Genomic DNA, 17082 nt, shown 5'->3' with positions numbered 1-17082 from the left:
CAAGCATAAGCCGCCTGTTTTCGCGCGGCAGACTATATATTAAGGAGAATCCGCCATGAGTATCGTCAAAGACCCCAGTCTGGCCCCCTCCGGCCGCCAGAAGATCCAGTGGGTGCGGGACTTTATGCCCGCCCTGTCCGGCATTGAGGAGCGCTTCCGCCGGGAGAAGCCCTTTGCTGGGCTGACCATCGCCGTGTCCGTCCATCTGGAGGCCAAGACCGCCAACCTGGGCCTGGTGCTGCGGGAGGGCGGGGCCGACGTGCATCTCACCGGCTGCAACCCCCTGTCCACCCAGGACGATGTGGCCGCCGCCATGGCCGACCTGGGCGTGGACACTTACGGTGTCCACGGCGTCACCCCGGAGGAGTATGAAAACCTGCTGGTAGAGACGCTGAAGTGCCGCCCCCACCTGATCGTGGACGACGGCGGCGACCTCATCTCCCTGCTGGGGGGCAAGTGCGCCCAGTACGGGGACCGGCTCATCGCCGGGTGCGAGGAGACCACCACCGGCATCCACCGCCTGGTGGCCCGGGAGAAGGCGGGCATCCTGCCCTGCCCCATGATGGCGGTGAACGACGCCAAGGCCAAGCACTACTATGACAACAAATACGGCACCGGCCAATCCTCCTGGGACGCCATCATGCACACCACCAACCTGATGGTGGCGGGCAAGACGGTGGTGGTGGCCGGTTACGGCTGGTGCGGCAAGGGCATCGCCATGCGGGCCAAGGGCATGGGGGCCAACGTGATCGTCACCGAGGTGGACCCCTTCAAGGCTCTGGAGGCCACCATGGAGAACTTCCGGGTCATGCCCATGGACCAGGCCGCCCGCCTGGGCGACATCTTCGTCACCGCCACCGGCTGCAAGGACGTGATCGTCCGGCGGCACTTCGACGTCATGAAAGACAACGCCATCCTGTGCAACTCCGGCCACTTCGACTGCGAGGTGGACGTGGCCGCCCTGGCGGACATGGCCCAGGACAGCTTCCCCCGCCGGGCCAACATCCAGGGCTATCGCCTGGCCGATGGCCGCACCCTGAACGTGCTGGCGGAGGGCCGTCTGGTCAACCTGGCCGCGGGCAACGGCCACCCGGCGGAGATCATGGACATGTCCTTCGCCGTGCAGGCCCTGTCCCTGGAGTGGCTGGCCCGCCACCGGGACAGTCTGGAGAAGAAGGTCTATCAGGTGCCCGACGAGATCGACGACCAGATCGGCCGGGTGAAGCTGGCCGCCATGGGTCTGGCCATCGACCAGCTGACCCAGGAGCAGAAGGACTATCTGGCGGGCTGGGAAGCGTGATATAACATCATCGGCTTCGCCGCTGATTTGTTTGGAGGCAGACATGCACAACGAACTGACAAAAATGGACCTGAAAAAGATGCAGGAGGAGCTGGACTACCGCCGGATCACCCTGCGTCCCCAGCTGCTGGAGGAGGTCAAGGTGGCCCGCTCCTTCGGCGACCTGAGCGAAAACTTTGAGTATAAGGCGGCCAAGCGGGACAAAAACAAGAACGAGAGCCGCATCCGCTTTCTGGAGAATATGATCAAGACCGCCGTGGTCATCGAGGACCACTCCGGCGACGACACCGTGGGCCTTTACGACAAAGTGACGGTGTATCTGGAGGACGATGACGAGGAGGAGGTCTGGCAGGTGGTGACCACCGTCCGCCAGGACGTGCTCCACGGCCTCATCAGCAAGGAGTCCCCCATGGGCGCGGCCCTGATGGGAAAACGGGTAGGGGACCGCTTCCGGGTGCAGGTGAACAAGGACTATGGCTATTACGCCGTGGTCCGCGCCATCGAGAAGGGCCAGGATGACGGCAGCGCCCAGCTCAACCGCTACTAACGCCGCCTTACCTGGCGCAAGGATAAGATAAGACGATTTTTAGCCGATTTTTGCTAAGACACGGGACCCCCGCTGTGCTAAGATATGCAAATGTAAGTGAGCGTTTCTTCCCCCGCAGCTGGAAGGGCGGAGGAAGAGACCCAGAACCGAAATTTTAAAAATGGAAAGAGGATATTGCAATGGCGATTCAGAATATCTTTGTTGTCGGCGCCGGCCTGATGGGCAGCGGCATCGCTCAGAACGCGATCACCTGCGGCTTCGACGTGACCCTGAACGACAAGCAGCAGGCCGCCGTGGAGCGCGCCCAGATGAACATCCAGAAGTCTCTGGAGCGTGAGGTCAGCAAGGGCCGCATGACTCAGGAGGCCATGGACGAGGCCCTGACCCACCTGACCGTGGACAGCAGCATGGAGGGCGCCAAGAAGGCCGACCTGGTCATCGAGGCCATTTACGAGAACCTGGAGGCCAAGCAGGCCGTGTTCACCGAGCTGGAAGAGCTGTGCCCCATGAACACCATCTTCGCTTCCAACACCTCCTCCATCTCCCTGACCGCTCTGGCCTCCGCCACCAAGCGTCCCTCCCGTGTGGTCGGTATGCACTTCTTCTCCCCCGTGCCCAAGATGAAGCTGTGCGAGGTCATCTTCGGCCTGCTCACCGAGCAGGACGTTCTGGACAGCATCAAGGCCGTGGGCGAGCGCATGGGCAAGACCCTGATCCTGGCCGACGATAAGCCCGGCTTCATCGTCAACCGCGCCCTGCTGCCCATGCTGAACGAGGCCTGCGTGATCGTGGGCTCCTACATCGGTTCCGTTGAGGACATGGACAACGGCATGAAGCTGGGCTGCAACCACCCCATGGGTCCCCTGGAGCTGGCCGACATGGTGGGTCTGGACATCCTGCTGAACGTGATGAACGTCCTGTCCAAGGAGTATGGCGAGAAGTATCACCCCTCCCTGCTGCTGCGGAAGATGGTCACCGCCGGCTTCCTGGGCCGCAAGAGCGGCGCCGGTTTCTACATCTATGAGAACGGCAAGAAGGTGGGCGTCAACCCCGTGCTCCAGCAGGAGCACCACCTGGGCTGAGCGCTTCAGTCTGAAAACACACACAGGCCCGGCTCTGGAGACAGAGCCGGGCTTTTTACGTCTATACGAAAAAACCGCCAGGCCCGGGACGCGGGTCTGGCGGTCTTGCTGTTGTTATAAAAGCTCTTTAGAAGGGCAGGCCCAGGCCTCCGGTGAGCTTGGACATGGTCCCGGCGGCGTCCGCATCGGCGGAGCGCATGGCCTCGTTCACGGCGGCCACGATCATGTCCTGGAGCATCTCCACGTCCTCGGGGTCCACGGCCTCCGGGTCGATGACCAGGTTCTTCAGCTCGTGCTTGCCGTTCACCGTGGCGGACACCACGCCGCCGCCGGCCGCCGCCTGATACTCCTTCTCCTGGAGCTCCTGCTGCATCTTCATCATGTCCTGCTGCATCTTCTGGGCCTGCTTGAGCATGTTCATGTTCATGCCGCCGCCCATGCCGGGCATCCGGCCGCCAAAACCTTTCGCCATTTCGTTCAAACTCCTTTAAATATTGATTGTTCAGGTCGCTTGTGAAAGCTCACTGGATGGTCACGTTGTCAAACTGCTCCCCAAAGGCCAGCAGAGCATCCATGGCGTCCTCGGCGTCCTTCTGGGGCGGCTCCTCCTGTTTTTCAGCGGGCGCTGCGCTCTGGGCTGGGGCGGACACAGGCTCCTCCGGGGGCGGGGTGCCGCACACCACGCTGACCTGGGGGGCGCCGCCGAAGGAATCCGCCGCCGCCCGCTTCAGCCCCGCCAGCACGGCGGGCTTGTTCAGCATGGCCCGGGTGAATTCGCTGTCCGTCCACAGGGTCAGGCTGCCGTTTTTCCACACGCCGGTGACCTTTTGTGCATTGTTCAGATAGGGGTGCACCGTGGGCGGGACCTTTCCCTTCAGTCCCGCTGCGAAGGAGGGCCAGAAGGCCCGGTCTCCGTCGGGAGGGCCTCCTGCCGGGGCGCTCTGCTGCGGGGCGGGCTGGACCGTCGGACGGGCGGTGGGCCGGGGGGCAGGCCGGACGGGCTCCGGCTCGGGCACGTCGAACTCCCGCTCCATCTCCCCAGGGGCCGGGGGCTCCTCGGGCAGCGGGGGCCGCTCCTCCTCCCAGGGGGGGCGGTCCTCCTGGACCTGGGGGCTGGGCGCTGGCCGCGCCGCCTGGGGCCGGGCGGGACGGGGTGCCTGTCTTGGAACAGGCTGGGTCTGGACCTGCGTCTGGGGCTGGGCGGGGATGCCGCCCTGGGTCAGCCGCTCCTCCAGCCGGGCCACCCGGGCGGCCAGCCCGGTCAGGGACTGGTCCAGGCTCTCGTCGCACAGGCGGATGAGACACAGCTCGGTGTCCGTGCGGCGGTTGCCGCTGCGGGGCAGGTCGGCCAGGGCACTCTGGAGCACGGTGAGCGTCTGCAGCAGCCGCTGGGCGGTGAACTGTTCCCCCAGGGCGCGCATGGTGGCCTCGTCATAGCCGCCGGTGAGCAGGGATGCGCCCCCCTGGGGAGCCGTCTTCCGCAGCAGCAGGTCCCGGGCCAGGGCGGACAGCTCCCCCAGAACGGAGGCCACGTCCTTCCCCCCGGCATACAGGCGGGCCAGGGTATCTAAGGCGGCGGCGGTGTCCCGCCGGGCGATCTGGTCCATGAGGGCGGCGGTCTCCAGATTGCCCGCCAGGCCCAGCACGTCCAAGATCTCTTTCTCGTCCACTTTTGCCCGCCCGCCGGAGCACTGATCCAGCAGGGACAGGGCATCCCGCAGGCCGCCGTCGGCCAGTCGGGCCAGCAGGGCGGCCCCATCGGCGGTGAGGTCGATGCCCTCCTCCTGGGCCACATAGCCCAGCCGTTGGGCGATCTGCCCGGGCAGGATGCGCTTAAAGGCGAACTGCTGGCACCGGGAGCGGATGGTGGCCGGGACCTTGTGCAGCTCGGTGGTGGCCAGGATGAACATCAGGTGGGCGGGGGGCTCCTCCAGGATTTTCAGCAGGGCGTTGAAGGCGGGGGTGGACAGCATATGCACCTCGTCCACGATATACACCCGCTTGCGCACGGCGGCGGGGGTATACACCGCCTCGTCCCGCAGGGCCCGCACCTGGTCCACGCCGTTGTTGGAGGCGGCGTCCAGCTCCAGCACATCTAAAATCGAGCCGTTTTCGATGCCCAGGCAGGCGGGGCATTGGTTGCAGGGATTGCCGTTTTCCGGCTGCCGGCAGTTCACCGCCCGGGCCAGGATCTTGGCGCAGGTGGTCTTGCCCGTGCCCCGGGTGCCGGTGAACAGATAGGCGTGGGACAGCCGGTCCCCGGCCACCTGCTGCTTCAGGGTCTCGGTGATATGTTCCTGGCCCACCACATCGTCAAAGGTGCGGGGGCGCCACTTGCGGTATAGAGCCTGATACATTCTGTTTCCCCCCTGAAAGCGGATAAAAACGCGGCGCAGAGCGAGGCCGCACACCGGCCTTTGAAGCGTGGGATATGCCCGGTACCTGAACAGCCGGCTCAAGAACAGTGACCCCGCGGCACACGCGGCAGGCCGCTTAGTGCTGCTCGGTTCCCCGCCTGACACGGTTCACGGAGCCGCGTTGCGCGGGACCGGTCTATCATCGCTGCTTATTCAGGTCAAACGACACATCCACACGTCCGGGGGCCGGGATTCATCCCCGCTATAGCGGATTGCGGGTCTAGGGCACCGCTATCTCCCCGACTAGTGCGGCCTCGCTCCGCGCCGCAGCTCGGAACAAAGGTAGGTTATATTATACTATGGGTTTGAAAAATTATCAACTAGAAAATCATCCAGAATAAAATTTCTATATTTTCCCGGATTCTGTCATTGTGAGAATGTCCTGTTGCCACTTTCCCGTTTTTACGCTATGATATCCTCAACAAGACCAGAGGAAACAGCAGGAGGAACACGCATGAAGATCATGGCCATTGACTATGGCGATGCCCACACCGGGGTCGCTTTTTCCGACCCCACCGGTTTTTTGACCGGGACCACCACCACCATCCACAGCCGCAGCGCCGACGTAGTGCTGTCTGAGCTGGCCCGGCTGGTGCGGGAGCAGGGTGCGGAGGAGATCGTGATGGGCTTTCCCCGGAACATGGACGGCACCGAGGGGCCCCGGGCGGAGCTGTACCGGGCCTTCGCCGGCCGGGTGGAGGAGGCCACGGGCCTAAAGCCCGTCCTGTGGGACGAGCGGCGCACCACCGTGGATGCCCACCGCATTTTACAGCAGGCGGGCAAGAACGCCAAAAAGCGCAAGAAAACGGTAGACGCAGTAGCCGCGTCCCTCATTCTGGAGGGCTACCTGGACTATAAACGTCTACAAAAGTAACAACGGGAGGTATTATTATGCTGAAAGTTCACGTTAAGTATCATCTGAAGCCGGGCACCCAGGCCGATTTTCTGGCCGGGGTCACGGAGAAGACCCTGCAGGATGCCGTGCTGAACGAGGACGGCTGTCTGAAATATGAGTATATCCCCGCCGAGGGCGTCCCCGACCTGGTCCTGCTGGAGGAGGAGTGGACCAGTCTCCAGGCCCAGCAGACCCACCTGAAACAGCCCCACATGGCCCGCATCGCCGAGCTGAAGGACCGGTACATGGACCACATGGACCTGGACATGGAGGAGGTCTGACCCCCTCCGCCATAAGACCGACCCCAAACCGCCCCGAGCCGCTTAAGGCTCCGGGGCGGTTTTTTATATGGCGTCAGGACGGATACCGAAGCCGGAAGAAATGTGGTATATTGAACAATTTTGTAACAGATTGTCTACACGATTTTCGCCTTATTGACAACTTCACCGCAATCTGCAATAATGATTGAAAACAGAAGTACAAGCATTCTGATCAGAACAGGAGGTTTCTTATGAAAAAGATTTTGAAGATTTCCTTCCCGCTCGGACTCATTCTCTTGGTCACGGGCCTGTTGATCTTCCTTGTCTTCCTTTTTGCGTCTCTGCTCGGTTTTCTCATTGGCGGCTGGGCGCTTAATCCAGGTCAATTTCAATACATTTTCATCGAGTCCACCGGGTTGGCACCCCTTCTGGTTCTGAGCATCCTGATGTACCTGGTCGGCGCTGCCCTGATCCTCTACCACGCATATGACCGCCGCAGACCTAAGTCCGACCAGCCCCCGCAGGAAAGCTGATCGCCCCCCCTTCGTCCACCCATTCCCACCAAACTGGGGCCCCAACCTGACCGGGCTGGGGCCCTTTTGCTCTATGCTGAAAAAAGTTGAAAAAGACGCCCATTTTCGTAAGAAAATCGTTAAAAAAAGCGGAATGCAAGCAATACTTGCGCGAATGCAACACGGATGTAAACCGGATGTGGTTTACTTTCTCACAAATTTTGCTTAAACTGAACACAAGAATTAGGAGAAAACATGGAACTGAATGAAAAGCTGCTTTCTTTGCGAAAGAAGAACAAACTGACCCAGGCTCAAGTGTCCGAAACACTGGATGTCTCCCGCCAGGCCATCTCTAACTGGGAGACCGGGGCTGTACTCCCATCCACGGACAATTTGATTGCTCTGAGCCGACTGTATCAGGTCCCGGTTGACCATCTATTAAATGGTGATACAGACCCGATGCCAGTCCCCGTCACAGAAAAGGAGGTCGATAAGAAGGAAGAAGCTCCACCGGAACCGGCGAAGCCCACTACATATAGTAAATTAGATATGCTCAGAAAACACAGCGTAATTATCCTGCTCTATCTGCTCACCCTGTTCCTGGTCGTCTTGATCTCGGTCCTAGTCACATTATTCCTCACCCGAGAAAAAGAACCAGATGTGCTGGATGTGAGTGATCTGAACATCGAGTATGTCGACCCTGCTACTGTAGAGGACGGCAGCTTTTGGTGAAAACAAGAAACTAGAAAAGAGGTCTTATTATGAATGTGAAACCTGTCGCACTTACCCTGCTGTGCGTCGCCACTTTATACGGCGCACAGGTTCCCGCATCGGCGCTCTCCCAGGAAAGCACCAACATCATCCCAGCCAACAGCGTAATCGAAATTTCTGATTTGGAGTTTTACACTTCAGATTGGGACAATTATTCGGCCAGAGCTACCAACCGACTGGATTGGAGCATCTCTCCCAGCACTAACCACAAATGAACATCAAGAAGCTATCCAAAACAAAAACTGCGTTGCTCGTACTGGCAATCGGCCTTCTTTTGGCCGCAGGCGTGATAGTTTTCCGCTCAAAGGCTCCCTATCACGGCCCCTATGCCGACGTAGCATCTTTTGCCAGTGGGTATTATAACGCACTGATTCAAAAGGACTACGACACAGCGCTCGGTTTGCTACATCGTTCTCCTGATACCATGTTCGATGATGAGTTTCTTCTGACTGGTCTTCAAAACTCTCCGCCAATTTATTACCGGGTCAATTCAGTTAAAAAATTGTCCGATGGAATATTTGAGGTGGACGGGACTGGCGAATCGAATGATGGTCTTGGAAAACGGCAGGTCACAAACTACGTCATCGACTACCACTCAAAGCGTTCTTTTGTGATCCACTGGTCTGACGTTCCAAGTGAACTATATGACTTTGGAAAAATTATCAGAAAATAGCAAATTCGTTTTCAATCATTTAAAACAGAACATTTACAACACCAAACGCAACATAAGTAATACTTGCGGGGATGTAAGTAAATAACGCTTTACATCCCTGCGGGTCTTATGTTATGTTAAAGAAAAAGCTCTTGTCGGTCCCGCTTGCCGCCGCTATGACCTGCGCCATGTGTCTCTCTGTGGGTGCGGCGGAGGTGCCTGCCGATTCGAGTGAAGTAGATGTATATCATGGGGCCGAGGAAGGGGCAACTGCAAACTCTACGTTTTCAATTTGAAATTATTTCAATGTAAAACACGTTTTGAGGATATATCATCATGCGGATCATAAAGATTTTGCTGATAATCGTGGGGACCAGAATCATCTGGGTATCTATTTTTGGAAGAGACCCCAGTAATTTTGGTCAAAGTACATTGGCCGAATACATCATCGGCAGCTTGTACTATGTAACAGTTATCCTGTTATTGTATCTATTCCGGGATAAGAAAAAATGAAAGGAGCATTCACCATGAAAACCCGAAAGATTTTGTCCGCTCTGTTAGCCGCCGCCATGACCTGCGCCATGTGTCTCTCTGCGGGTGCGGCGGATGTGTCTCCTTGTATCTATGACCTGGAGAAGGAGTCCACCCACAAGACTGTTTCGGCGGGCAGTTGCTCCTATGACTGCTATACCACGCTGTACTACGGCAACGCCAGTAAGGGCTGCCTGTGGGCGGTGGAGAAGAACCAGAAGGACGCCCAGGCGGCGCTGAAGACCTATCTCTATGAGAACGATAATCTGGTGGAGGAGGCCGGCTGGTCCACCAGCAGCTCCTACATCCACCTGCTGGATACCAAAAAGCGCGCCGTGTCCGGCGACATCCGGGTGGAGGGCGACTATCGCTTCTATCACGACAACGGCGACTATACCGCCGGCTCCGCCCCTGTGGTCCGCTACAGCACCTCCCGCTCCGCAGCCGAGCGCATGGCCGTCACCAGCTATCCCACCAACGCCAAGGGCGAGACCTATGGCTCCTATCTGGACCGGAACACCGTGGGCCAGGCCCCTGACCTGATCGCCGCCATGGGTGAGAACGGCGTGGAGGGCTATATCCGTCTGAACGACATCGCCCCCGAGCTGTTCACCCTGGAGGAGATCCGCCAGTATCAGGCCCAGGTGGATGCAAACCCCGTTATCCCCCTGTACGACCTGGACGGCAAGGTCATCGGCTCCTTCGTCCGGGGCACCACCCAGGACCTGGCTGCTCCCGACCCCGTGATCGTCCAGAAGCTGGAGGAGATGACCGGCGGCAAGTCCGCTGACTTCCTGCCCAGCGCCCAGCCTATCCCCGTCAAGCACGACTACCCCACCACCGCCAACGGCGAGAGCTATGGCTCCTATCTGGACCGGGACAAGTACGGCTATCCTCCCCAGCTGATCGCGGTCATTGGCGACAACGACCAGAGCGGCTATGTCCGCCTGTCTGACTTCCGGGCCGCCAACCGCCCCGCCAACGTGGTCTGGGATGTGTATGACCTCAAGGGCAACGTGATCGACACCTTCAGCCACTAATTTCGAGATAAAAAAATGAAAGAACGCCCAGTTGGCACCAACGACCTATCTCTATCAGAACGACAGTCCGGCGGGCCGCTTCCTTGGAAGAAGCGGCCCGCTCTGTTATGCCTGTTCGATTTTCTCAAAGGCGATCCTGGGCGTTCCGTCGTGGGCCTTGATGATGCCGCAGTAGACAAAGCCGAATTTTTCAATGGCCCGCCGCATGGGCTTGTTGTCGGCGTGGGTGTCGATGCGCAGGTGGCCGCACCGGTCCATGCACCAATGAAAAATTTCCCCGGTGAGTCCGTGGGCCTCCCCCCGGCTGGCCACCCGGTGGATGGTGCAGTAGGGCCCGTCGCTCAGCCAGGCCCCGTCGATCTCGCCGTAGGTGGGGTCCTCGCCCGGGAGGAAGGAGAACACCGCCTGCACCCGTCCCTCCCGCTCCAGCACATAAAAGTTTCCCTCCGCCATGTCCCGCCGGATCACCGCCGGGTCGGGATTTTTGTCCCCCCACTGGGTGGGGTTGCCCGCCTGACGCATAAAGCTGCGGGCAATGGTATAGATGTCTGTGATGTCCTGCCAATCGGCCTGCTGTGCCCCTCGGATCATAGTATCAGGTTCCTTTCCTCTCTCGCAATATCGTTTTCCCCATTATAGCGGTCTTTTCACCCATACGCAAGCACGACGGTGCTCGGCTGCCCCTATTCCGGCAGAAGCATCCCCAGACCCTGTAGCTTTTCAGCTGATCCACGCACCACCGTTGACGGTGTACTCCCCCCACAGACCATCGTCGTTCTGAACGGCAACGCACTGGGAAAGGCCATAGGCACCCAGCGCACTGCGCCACTTGTCGGCATGGAAGCTGACGGTATCTTTCCCTTTGTCCTGCCCCAGGGGCGGCTCAGCCTCCCCCTCCGGGTCATCGGTCTCGGCGATGGTGAAAAGGATGCCGTCCTCCCAAGCGGGGAAATCGTCCTCCTCATCAAGGCCGCTGATGTACCCCTCCTGACACAGCTGCTCATAGCTCAACTCCATGGGCTGGGCCTTGTGAGACCAGGCAAAGCTCCACGCCACTGCGCTGCGCTCGGCAGGTGTGAGGGAGGTCGCCGTCAGGTCCACGCTGATATACTCCGCTACATGGTTCAGTCCCTCGTCCTTTTCCCATAGGTCCCCCAGGACACGGAGATAGAGTCCGCATCGGTCGTCAAATTCATCTGGCAGGAAGGTGATGCCGGTGACCTCGCCGAACTGTGCGGGATAGGTCTCCATTATGCCGCCGGAGAAGGCGACCCGGATCATCGCCCCGGCGGAGAGCTGGCCGTCGGCCAACAGCGTGCCCCCCTCCGTCTCCTTGCGGTACAGGGGAACAGAGCTGGCATCCAGCGTATAGATATCGGGGTGGTCGCCGTCCACGTCTGCAAGCAGCAGCTGATTCTCGCCATCCACCGCAACCACCCGGCAGCGCATGACCGTATCCTCTTCTGGGGATATAGCGTCCACGCCACCCTCCGTTGCGGACAAGTGGGGCATTTTCTCTGAACAGCCCGCAAGCAGGGTGCAGAGCAGCGCAGCGGCAAGGAACAATGAACTGCCTTGTTTCATGGGAATTCCTCCTTCGATCTTATCTATCCCTATCCCGTTAGACGTTCGGCGGGGAGGTTTTGTTCCCGATCATCTCCCGGTCCTGTCTTTCGCCCATTCGCAGACACAAGCGCTTTACCCGACGTGTTCCTTGTGATATACTGTAGCATGATATATTATCTGCAATAAAGGAGGACCTCAACATGGACCTTGCAGAACATAAAGTCTCCGGCAAGACGATCTTCAACGGCAAGATCGTCCGTCTGGATGTAGACCAGGCCCGGCTGCCCGACGGGAGCATCGCCACCCGGGAGGTGGTCTATCATCCCGGCGGGGTGGCCATTCTGGCCCTGGATGAACAGAACAACGTGTCTTTGGTGCGCCAGTTCCGCTATCCCTTCGGAAAGCTGCTGCTGGAGCTGCCTGCGGGCAAGCTGGACCACGGGACGGAGGAGGACCCCCTGGTGGGGGCCAAGCGGGAACTGAGCGAGGAGGCCGGACTGGAGGCCGCCCACTGGACCTATCTGGGCTGCATTCTGGCCTCCCCCGGCTTTTCCAGCGAGGTGCTGCACATGTACCTGGCCCGCCAGCTGACCCCCACCCCCCGACACCCGGACGAGGACGAGTTTCTGGACGTGCTCACCATGCCCTTTGACGAACTGTTCACCCAGGTGATGGACGGCACCGTCACCGATGCCAAGACGGTGGCCACGGTTTTAAAGACGAAATATCTGCTGGGTCTGTGACCCGGCCCCATCAACAAAGGAGGAAGTCTGTGGCAAAGACCATTCTCATCGTGGAGGACGAACAGAACATCGTGGACATTCTGTCCTTCAATCTCAGCCGGGAGGGCTATCAGACCCTGGAGGCCCTGGACGGCCCCACCGGCCTTCAGCTGGCCCTGGAGCAGAACCCCGACCTCATTCTGCTGGACCTGATGCTGCCCGGAATGGACGGCTTTGAGGTGTGCCGCCGGGTGCGGGAGAGCGGCTCCTCCACCCCCATTCTCATGCTCACCGCCCGAGAGGAGGAGGCCGACAAGGTCCTGGGGCTGGAGCTGGGGGCGGACGACTATATCACCAAGCCCTTCTCCGTGCGGGAGCTGCTGGCCCGGGTGAAGGCCAACATCCGCCGGGTGTCCATGGCTGCCAGCGTCAGCCAGGACGCCGCCCCCGCTTCCAAGCCCGACGGGGACACCCTGCGCCTGGGCCGGGTGACCATTGACCGCTCCCGGGCCACCGTGAGCAAGGACGGCCAGCCCCTGGACCTGACCCAGCGGGAATATGACCTCATCTGCTTTTTGGCCGCCCAGCCCGGAAAGGTGTTCTCCCGGGAGGCCCTGATGGAGCACGTTTGGAATTACGAGGGCTATGTGGGCGACGTGCGGGCCGTGGACGTGGCCGTCCGCCGTCTGCGGGAAAAAATTGAAGACGACCCCGCCTCCCCCCGGTTCATCGTGACCAAGCGGGGCATGGGCTATTTCTTCGCCGGATGAGCGGCCAGAGCGCCGGGACCGCGGCCAAGGCCGCCGTGGAGCATCCCGTGAAAAAGGGGGCAGGCGCCATGGGCAGCGTCCACATGAAGCTGGTGATGATCATGGTGCTGCTTATCGTCTGTCTGATGACGGTGGTGGGCGCCTTTCTCATCAACTCTGTCAGCGCCTTTTATCTGGAGGACTTCTATTCCCAGATCGCCCAGGTCTTTCTGGACGAGGAGCTGTGCCGTGACCTGACCACCAAGGTCGACGGCGAGGAGGACGGAGCCGCCAAGCTGAACGAGATCCTGAAAGCCTATGCCGGTGAGCTGGGCGTGGATGGCCGCAACCGCAAGCTGTATATCCTGGACAGCAACGGCCAGTGCCGGGTCCGTCCCGCCGGGGACACCGCCCCCCTTCAATACACCAGCAACCTGACCTTTGCCCTGACCACCGGGCTGGAGACGGGGGAGTCCGGGGACGAGAGCAACCTGGCCGTGGACTATATGGACGTGGCCATCCCCATCCACCGGGGGGATGACGGCTATGTCATCTATATCCTGGACAACAAGACCACCGCCAACGACCTGACCGACCAGATGTTCCTGCTCATCATGGAGGCCCTGGTCTTCGGCCTGGTCATCACCGTGCTGCTCACCTTCCCCCTGTCCAGCACCATGGTCACCCCCATCCGCCGCCTGACGGAGGGCTCTATGCGGGTGGCTCGGGGGGACTTCTCCCATAAGATCGAGGTGGCCTCTCAGGACGAGATCGGCGTGCTGACCGATACGTTCAACGACATGGCCGGGCAGCTTCAGGACACCCTGCGCCAGGTGGAGAACGAGCGCAACAAGCTGGACACCCTGTTCCTCCACATGACCGACGGCGTGGTGGCCTTCTCCCGCCAGGGGCAGGTCATCCACTCCAACCCCGCCGCCGCCCGGATGCTCCACCAGAGCATCGACGGGACCACCGCCTATGGCCAGCTCTTCGGGGAGGACGCCCCCCTGGAGCAGGTGCTGGCCGCCCCCGACCACCTGGAGGCGGAGCGCCAGGTGCAGGACAGCTATCTCCAGCTGCTCATGGCCCCCTTTGACCGGGGCCGGGAGGGGGGCGGCGTGCTGGTGGTCATTCACGACGTGACCGAGCAGCGCAAGAGCCAAGAGCTTCAGCGGGAGTTCGTGGCCAACGTCTCTCACGAGCTGCGCACCCCCCTGACCAACATCCGCTCCTATGCCGAGACCATCTCCGACAGCGTGGGCGACCTGCCCCCGGACATGGAGAAGAAGTTCCTGGGGGTCATCCTCAACGAGACCGACCGCATGACCCACATCGTCCAGGACCTGCTCACCCTGTCCCGGTTCGACTCGGGCAAGGACGAGCTGAAGCTCACCCGCTTCTCCTTTGCCGAGGCGGTGCAGAGCCTTTACCACGCGGTGTATATGGAGGCCCGCCGCCATAACCACGAGCTGAAGCTGGACCTGGAGCCCGACCTGCCCGCCATTGTGGCGGACCGGGAGCGCATCGTCCAGGTGATGATGAACGTGGTGTCCAACGCCATCAAATACACCCCCGACGGGGGCCACATCGCCATCTCCGCCGGACGGCGGGGGGACCTGGTGTGGATGGTGGTGGACGACGACGGCATCGGTATCCCCGCCCAGGACCGCCCCCGCATCTTCGAGCGGTTCTATCGGGTGGACAAGGCCCGCTCCCGCCAGTCCGGGGGCACGGGCCTGGGGCTGTCCATCGCCAAAGAGATCGTGGCCCTGCACCAGGGCTCCCTGCGCATCCTGGACAAGGAGGGCCCCGGCCTTGCCGTCTGCCTGGAGCTGAAGATCGAGGGACCGGGCCATGAGTAACATGGGAAATAACATGGAACATAACACCGCCAAAAAGCGCCGGGCCATCGAGCTGGGCAAGGACCTTCTCATTCTGCTGCTGTGCTGCTCCGCCCTTCTGCTGGCCATCCGGGGACAGCTGTTCTCCTCCGCCCCCCGGCTGTTCGGGGGCCAGGACAGCCGCCAGACCGGCACGGCGGAGCCCGCTGTGGGTGTCCAGGCCGACGCCGCCTGCCCCCTGCGCCTGGCGGTGAATCTCACAGGCGCCAATGGGGAGACCGCCCGGCTGGGGCTTCAGGATGACGCCGCCTGTCAGGCCCTGTTCCAGCAGCTGGCCGCCCCCCTGGCCGAGGCCCTGTCCGCCGCAGATGCGCCGGAACAGATCTCCCGCCAGCAGTGGGAGCAGGCCCTGTCCGCCGCCCCCGGGGTGGTGCTGGACTTTCAAAGCCCCATGCCCCTGCCCGTGCTGGTCCACTGGCTGGCCGGGGAGGACGCGGGGCTCACCGCCCAGACCCGTCGACTGGCCCTGTATGTCCAGGGGGACGGACTGGCCCTGTGCTGGCGGGACGAGAGCTCCGGGGACTATTTCCGCGCCCGCGCCCAGGGGGTGAACACCCGGGCCCTCACCGACGCTCTCAGCGGCCTTGCCCCCAACGGGGCGCAGTTTGCCTTTGAAAACCCGGACTATGACCGTCTGGACCCGGACACCCTGATCCTGCCCCAGACCACGTCCATGCCCGTCTACTCCGTATCCGACCCCATGGGGGATGGACGGGACTCCCTGGAGACCCTGATGGGCTATCTGAACATCTCCGCCGACGCCAGCAACTTCTATTCCGCGGGCAGCGAGCAGGTGGCCCGCAGCGAGAGCGACTCTCTGCGCCTGTCCCAGTCGGGCTTTGCGATCTACGAGGCGGGAGAGGCCCGCTCCGGCCGTTTTCCTGTCCCCGTCCGCGGGGACCAGACCACCCTGGCCGACTGGGTGGAGGCCTGCCGCCGTCTGGCCGCCGCCACCGCGGGGCTGCAATGCGGCCAGGCCCGGCTGTATCTGTCCGGGATCACCCAGGGGGAGGACAGCCTGGAGGTCTGCTTTGACTACAGTCTCAGCGGCGCGCCGGTGCAGCTGTCCTCCGGCCACGCGGCCCGGTTCTGGGTCAGCCAGGGCCAGATCGTCAAATTCGAACTGAGCTTCCGCAGCTATGCCAAACAGGAGAGCACTGCCGCCCTGCTGCCCCCCCGGCAGGCCGCCGCCGCCCTGGCCGCCGAGCATCCGGGCCATGAGCTGCTGCTGGTCTATGGTGACACGGGCAGCGACGCCGTGTCCGCCGACTGGGCCGCCGCTGGAATTACCGCGCAAAAGGAGGGCTGAGCATGGAGTGGCCAAAGCTGAAAAACATCATTCTGGCCATTCTGGCCATGACCAACCTGTGTCTGTTCTTCTTTGTGGCCCACCGGGAGTGGCAGCAGTATCACTTTCAGAACCAGGCCCGCAGCGACGCGGTGGCCTTTCTGGCCAGCCGCAGCATCACCGTGGACCCGGACATTCTCCCCCGGGACCGGGATGCCCTGCCCCCCCTGACGGTGGTGCGGGACTTAGATCAGGAGGCCAGGCTGGCCGCCCGGCTGCTGGGCAGCGACGTCCAGCGCCAGGTCTCCGGCGGCGCGGTGTACCGCTACTCCGGCGCAAAGGGGACCATCCAGTTCCACAACGACGGGTCCTTTTCCGCCCGCTTTGCCCAGGGGGCCTTTCCCGCCGGCAGCGACCCCGCCGCCAGCGCCGCCACCCTGCTGGAGCGGCTGGACTTTACCGGGGAGCTGATGGAGCGCACCGACGCCTCCCTCACCTTCCGCCAGAGCTGGCAGGGCGTCCCCCTGTTTTTCAACCAGGTGACCCTGACGGTGCAGGACGGCTTTTTCACCGCCATCACCTCCGGCCAGCGGCTCAGCGGCGACCCGGCGGAGGACGCCGCCCGCCAGGCCATCACCCCCGCCTCCGCCCTCATCCAGCTGCTCCACGGCATCAACGAGCTGGGTGACGTGTGCAGCCGCATCGACGGCATCCAGCCCGGCTATGCCGCCCGCTCCGCCCTCACCGGCGTCACCCAGCTCACCCCCGTGTGGCAGGTGAATACCGACACGGTGGTGTATCAGCTGGACCTGGTCTCCGGCGCAGTCACGCGCCTGAGCGAGTGAAACG

General features: G+C 61.6%; 19 protein-coding genes and 1 other RNA gene. 15 read left to right on the top strand and 5 right to left on the bottom strand.

Features of this window, described 5'->3' with window-relative positions; all coding sequences use genetic code 11:
- The first annotated feature begins 55 nt into the window (after nt 1-55).
- The 3 genes from ACSAMP_RS06815 (at nt 56) to ACSAMP_RS06805 (ending at nt 2929) form a co-directional block, all read left to right on the top strand.
- Nucleotides 56-1300 carry an adenosylhomocysteinase gene (locus ACSAMP_RS06815; RefSeq protein ID WP_457799924.1) on the top strand — a complete coding sequence of 415 codons (1245 nt, stop codon included), beginning with the start codon at nt 56-58 and terminating at the stop codon, nt 1298-1300.
- 43 nt (nt 1301-1343) lie between these two features.
- Entirely contained in the window at nt 1344-1847 is a 504-nt protein-coding gene (locus tag ACSAMP_RS06810; RefSeq protein ID WP_457799923.1) for a GreA/GreB family elongation factor, read from the top strand.
- Nucleotides 1848-2026: 179 nt separating this feature from the next.
- Nucleotides 2027-2929 carry a 3-hydroxyacyl-CoA dehydrogenase family protein gene (locus ACSAMP_RS06805; protein WP_457799922.1) on the top strand — a complete coding sequence of 301 codons (903 nt, stop codon included), beginning with the start codon at nt 2027-2029 and terminating at the stop codon, nt 2927-2929.
- Nucleotides 2930-3056: 127 nt separating this feature from the next.
- Here the strand turns inward: ACSAMP_RS06805 and ACSAMP_RS06800 are convergent, their stop codons facing one another.
- From ACSAMP_RS06800 to ffs, 3 genes are all read right to left on the bottom strand, one after another.
- Nucleotides 3057-3401, bottom strand: coding sequence for a YbaB/EbfC family nucleoid-associated protein (locus ACSAMP_RS06800; RefSeq protein WP_441795152.1), 345 nt, complete (start codon nt 3399-3401; stop codon nt 3057-3059).
- Between the two features lie 49 nt (nt 3402-3450).
- On the bottom strand, nt 3451-5286 hold the full coding sequence (gene dnaX / locus ACSAMP_RS06795) for a DNA polymerase III subunit gamma/tau (protein ID WP_457799921.1): 1836 nt from the start codon (nt 5284-5286) through the stop codon (nt 3451-3453).
- A gap of 46 nt (nt 5287-5332) precedes the next feature.
- An RNA gene (ffs, locus tag ACSAMP_RS06790) (signal recognition particle sRNA large type) lies at nt 5333-5598 on the bottom strand.
- 202 nt (nt 5599-5800) lie between these two features.
- Between ffs and ruvX the strand changes: the two genes are divergently transcribed.
- The 7 genes from ruvX to ACSAMP_RS06755 all read left to right on the top strand — a co-directional run bounded on the left by ruvX (nt 5801) and on the right by ACSAMP_RS06755 (nt 10007).
- Nucleotides 5801-6220 carry a Holliday junction resolvase RuvX gene (ruvX, locus tag ACSAMP_RS06785; protein ID WP_441795150.1) on the top strand — a complete coding sequence of 140 codons (420 nt, stop codon included), beginning with the start codon at nt 5801-5803 and terminating at the stop codon, nt 6218-6220.
- A gap of 17 nt (nt 6221-6237) precedes the next feature.
- Complete coding sequence (locus ACSAMP_RS06780; protein WP_457799920.1) at nt 6238-6522, top strand: putative quinol monooxygenase; 285 nt, start codon at nt 6238-6240, stop codon at nt 6520-6522.
- A gap of 230 nt (nt 6523-6752) precedes the next feature.
- A complete protein-coding gene (locus tag ACSAMP_RS06775) occupies nt 6753-7034 on the top strand; it encodes an Asp23/Gls24 family envelope stress response protein (RefSeq protein ID WP_457799919.1) in 282 nt (93 codons plus the stop codon).
- A gap of 234 nt (nt 7035-7268) precedes the next feature.
- Nucleotides 7269-7745, top strand: a complete 477-nt coding sequence (locus ACSAMP_RS06770) for a helix-turn-helix domain-containing protein (RefSeq protein ID WP_457799918.1) — start codon at nt 7269-7271, stop codon at nt 7743-7745.
- A gap of 29 nt (nt 7746-7774) precedes the next feature.
- Nucleotides 7775-7999, top strand: a complete 225-nt coding sequence (locus ACSAMP_RS06765) for a hypothetical protein (protein ID WP_457799917.1) — start codon at nt 7775-7777, stop codon at nt 7997-7999.
- A complete protein-coding gene (locus ACSAMP_RS06760) occupies nt 7996-8457 on the top strand; it encodes a hypothetical protein (RefSeq protein WP_457799916.1) in 462 nt (153 codons plus the stop codon). The genes ACSAMP_RS06765 and ACSAMP_RS06760 overlap by 4 nt, the downstream gene beginning before the upstream one ends.
- A gap of 506 nt (nt 8458-8963) precedes the next feature.
- Complete coding sequence (locus ACSAMP_RS06755; RefSeq protein WP_457799915.1) at nt 8964-10007, top strand: hypothetical protein; 1044 nt, start codon at nt 8964-8966, stop codon at nt 10005-10007.
- A gap of 105 nt (nt 10008-10112) precedes the next feature.
- On the opposite strand, the gene ACSAMP_RS06750 is transcribed toward ACSAMP_RS06755, so the two are convergent.
- Together ACSAMP_RS06750 and ACSAMP_RS06745 are read right to left on the bottom strand one after the other, a co-directional pair.
- Nucleotides 10113-10598, bottom strand: coding sequence for an N-acetyltransferase (locus tag ACSAMP_RS06750; RefSeq protein WP_186877504.1), 486 nt, complete (start codon nt 10596-10598; stop codon nt 10113-10115).
- A gap of 129 nt (nt 10599-10727) precedes the next feature.
- Entirely contained in the window at nt 10728-11591 is an 864-nt protein-coding gene (locus ACSAMP_RS06745; protein ID WP_457799914.1) for a hypothetical protein, read from the bottom strand.
- Nucleotides 11592-11773: 182 nt separating this feature from the next.
- Here ACSAMP_RS06745 and ACSAMP_RS06740 point away from each other — a divergent pair, with 182 nt between their 5' ends.
- Genes ACSAMP_RS06740 through ACSAMP_RS06720 form a run of 5 tightly spaced genes read left to right on the top strand, consistent with a single transcriptional unit; the run spans nt 11774 to nt 17078 of the window.
- Nucleotides 11774-12316 (top strand): NUDIX domain-containing protein, encoded by a 543-nt coding sequence (locus ACSAMP_RS06740; RefSeq protein WP_457799913.1) that lies wholly within the window; start codon nt 11774-11776, stop codon nt 12314-12316.
- Nucleotides 12317-12345: 29 nt separating this feature from the next.
- Nucleotides 12346-13065: a response regulator gene (locus tag ACSAMP_RS06735; RefSeq protein WP_457799912.1), complete on the top strand. Its 720-nt coding sequence runs from the start codon at nt 12346-12348 to the stop codon at nt 13063-13065.
- Nucleotides 13062-14906: an ATP-binding protein gene (locus ACSAMP_RS06730; protein ID WP_457799911.1), complete on the top strand. Its 1845-nt coding sequence runs from the start codon at nt 13062-13064 to the stop codon at nt 14904-14906. Before ACSAMP_RS06735 ends, ACSAMP_RS06730 begins: the two co-directional genes overlap by 4 nt.
- Complete coding sequence (locus tag ACSAMP_RS06725) at nt 14899-16254, top strand: hypothetical protein (protein ID WP_457799910.1); 1356 nt, start codon at nt 14899-14901, stop codon at nt 16252-16254. The genes ACSAMP_RS06730 and ACSAMP_RS06725 overlap by 8 nt, the downstream gene beginning before the upstream one ends.
- 2 nt (nt 16255-16256) lie before the next feature.
- Complete coding sequence (locus tag ACSAMP_RS06720; RefSeq protein ID WP_441795139.1) at nt 16257-17078, top strand: hypothetical protein; 822 nt, start codon at nt 16257-16259, stop codon at nt 17076-17078.
- Nucleotides 17079-17082: the final 4 nt, after the last annotated feature.

Source organism: Flintibacter sp. SJQ-8 (assembly GCF_054108085.1).
This window is presented reverse-complemented; position numbering and strand designations above follow the sequence as displayed.

What these genes read in the sequence shown, in the direction of transcription:
- ACSAMP_RS06750 (WP_186877504.1), bottom strand. Translation starts at nt 10,598, where the DNA reads ATGATCCGAGGGGCACAGCAGGCCGATTGGCAGGACATCACAGACATC.
- ACSAMP_RS06780 (WP_457799920.1), top strand. Translation starts at nt 6,238, where the DNA reads ATGCTGAAAGTTCACGTTAAGTATCATCTGAAGCCGGGCACCCAGGCC.
- dnaX (WP_457799921.1), bottom strand. Translation starts at nt 5,286, where the DNA reads ATGTATCAGGCTCTATACCGCAAGTGGCGCCCCCGCACCTTTGACGAT.
- ACSAMP_RS06765 (WP_457799917.1), top strand. Translation starts at nt 7,775, where the DNA reads ATGAATGTGAAACCTGTCGCACTTACCCTGCTGTGCGTCGCCACTTTA.
- ACSAMP_RS06800 (WP_441795152.1), bottom strand. Translation starts at nt 3,401, where the DNA reads ATGGCGAAAGGTTTTGGCGGCCGGATGCCCGGCATGGGCGGCGGCATG.
- ACSAMP_RS06815 (WP_457799924.1), top strand. Translation starts at nt 56, where the DNA reads ATGAGTATCGTCAAAGACCCCAGTCTGGCCCCCTCCGGCCGCCAGAAG.
- ACSAMP_RS06730 (WP_457799911.1), top strand. Translation starts at nt 13,062, where the DNA reads ATGAGCGGCCAGAGCGCCGGGACCGCGGCCAAGGCCGCCGTGGAGCAT.
- ACSAMP_RS06725 (WP_457799910.1), top strand. Translation starts at nt 14,899, where the DNA reads ATGAGTAACATGGGAAATAACATGGAACATAACACCGCCAAAAAGCGC.
- ACSAMP_RS06740 (WP_457799913.1), top strand. Translation starts at nt 11,774, where the DNA reads ATGGACCTTGCAGAACATAAAGTCTCCGGCAAGACGATCTTCAACGGC.
- ruvX (WP_441795150.1), top strand. Translation starts at nt 5,801, where the DNA reads ATGAAGATCATGGCCATTGACTATGGCGATGCCCACACCGGGGTCGCT.
- ACSAMP_RS06720 (WP_441795139.1), top strand. Translation starts at nt 16,257, where the DNA reads ATGGAGTGGCCAAAGCTGAAAAACATCATTCTGGCCATTCTGGCCATG.
- ACSAMP_RS06775 (WP_457799919.1), top strand. Translation starts at nt 6,753, where the DNA reads ATGAAAAAGATTTTGAAGATTTCCTTCCCGCTCGGACTCATTCTCTTG.
- ACSAMP_RS06805 (WP_457799922.1), top strand. Translation starts at nt 2,027, where the DNA reads ATGGCGATTCAGAATATCTTTGTTGTCGGCGCCGGCCTGATGGGCAGC.
- ACSAMP_RS06755 (WP_457799915.1), top strand. Translation starts at nt 8,964, where the DNA reads ATGAAAACCCGAAAGATTTTGTCCGCTCTGTTAGCCGCCGCCATGACC.
- ACSAMP_RS06810 (WP_457799923.1), top strand. Translation starts at nt 1,344, where the DNA reads ATGCACAACGAACTGACAAAAATGGACCTGAAAAAGATGCAGGAGGAG.
- ACSAMP_RS06760 (WP_457799916.1), top strand. Translation starts at nt 7,996, where the DNA reads ATGAACATCAAGAAGCTATCCAAAACAAAAACTGCGTTGCTCGTACTG.
- ACSAMP_RS06770 (WP_457799918.1), top strand. Translation starts at nt 7,269, where the DNA reads ATGGAACTGAATGAAAAGCTGCTTTCTTTGCGAAAGAAGAACAAACTG.
- ACSAMP_RS06745 (WP_457799914.1), bottom strand. Translation starts at nt 11,591, where the DNA reads ATGAAACAAGGCAGTTCATTGTTCCTTGCCGCTGCGCTGCTCTGCACC.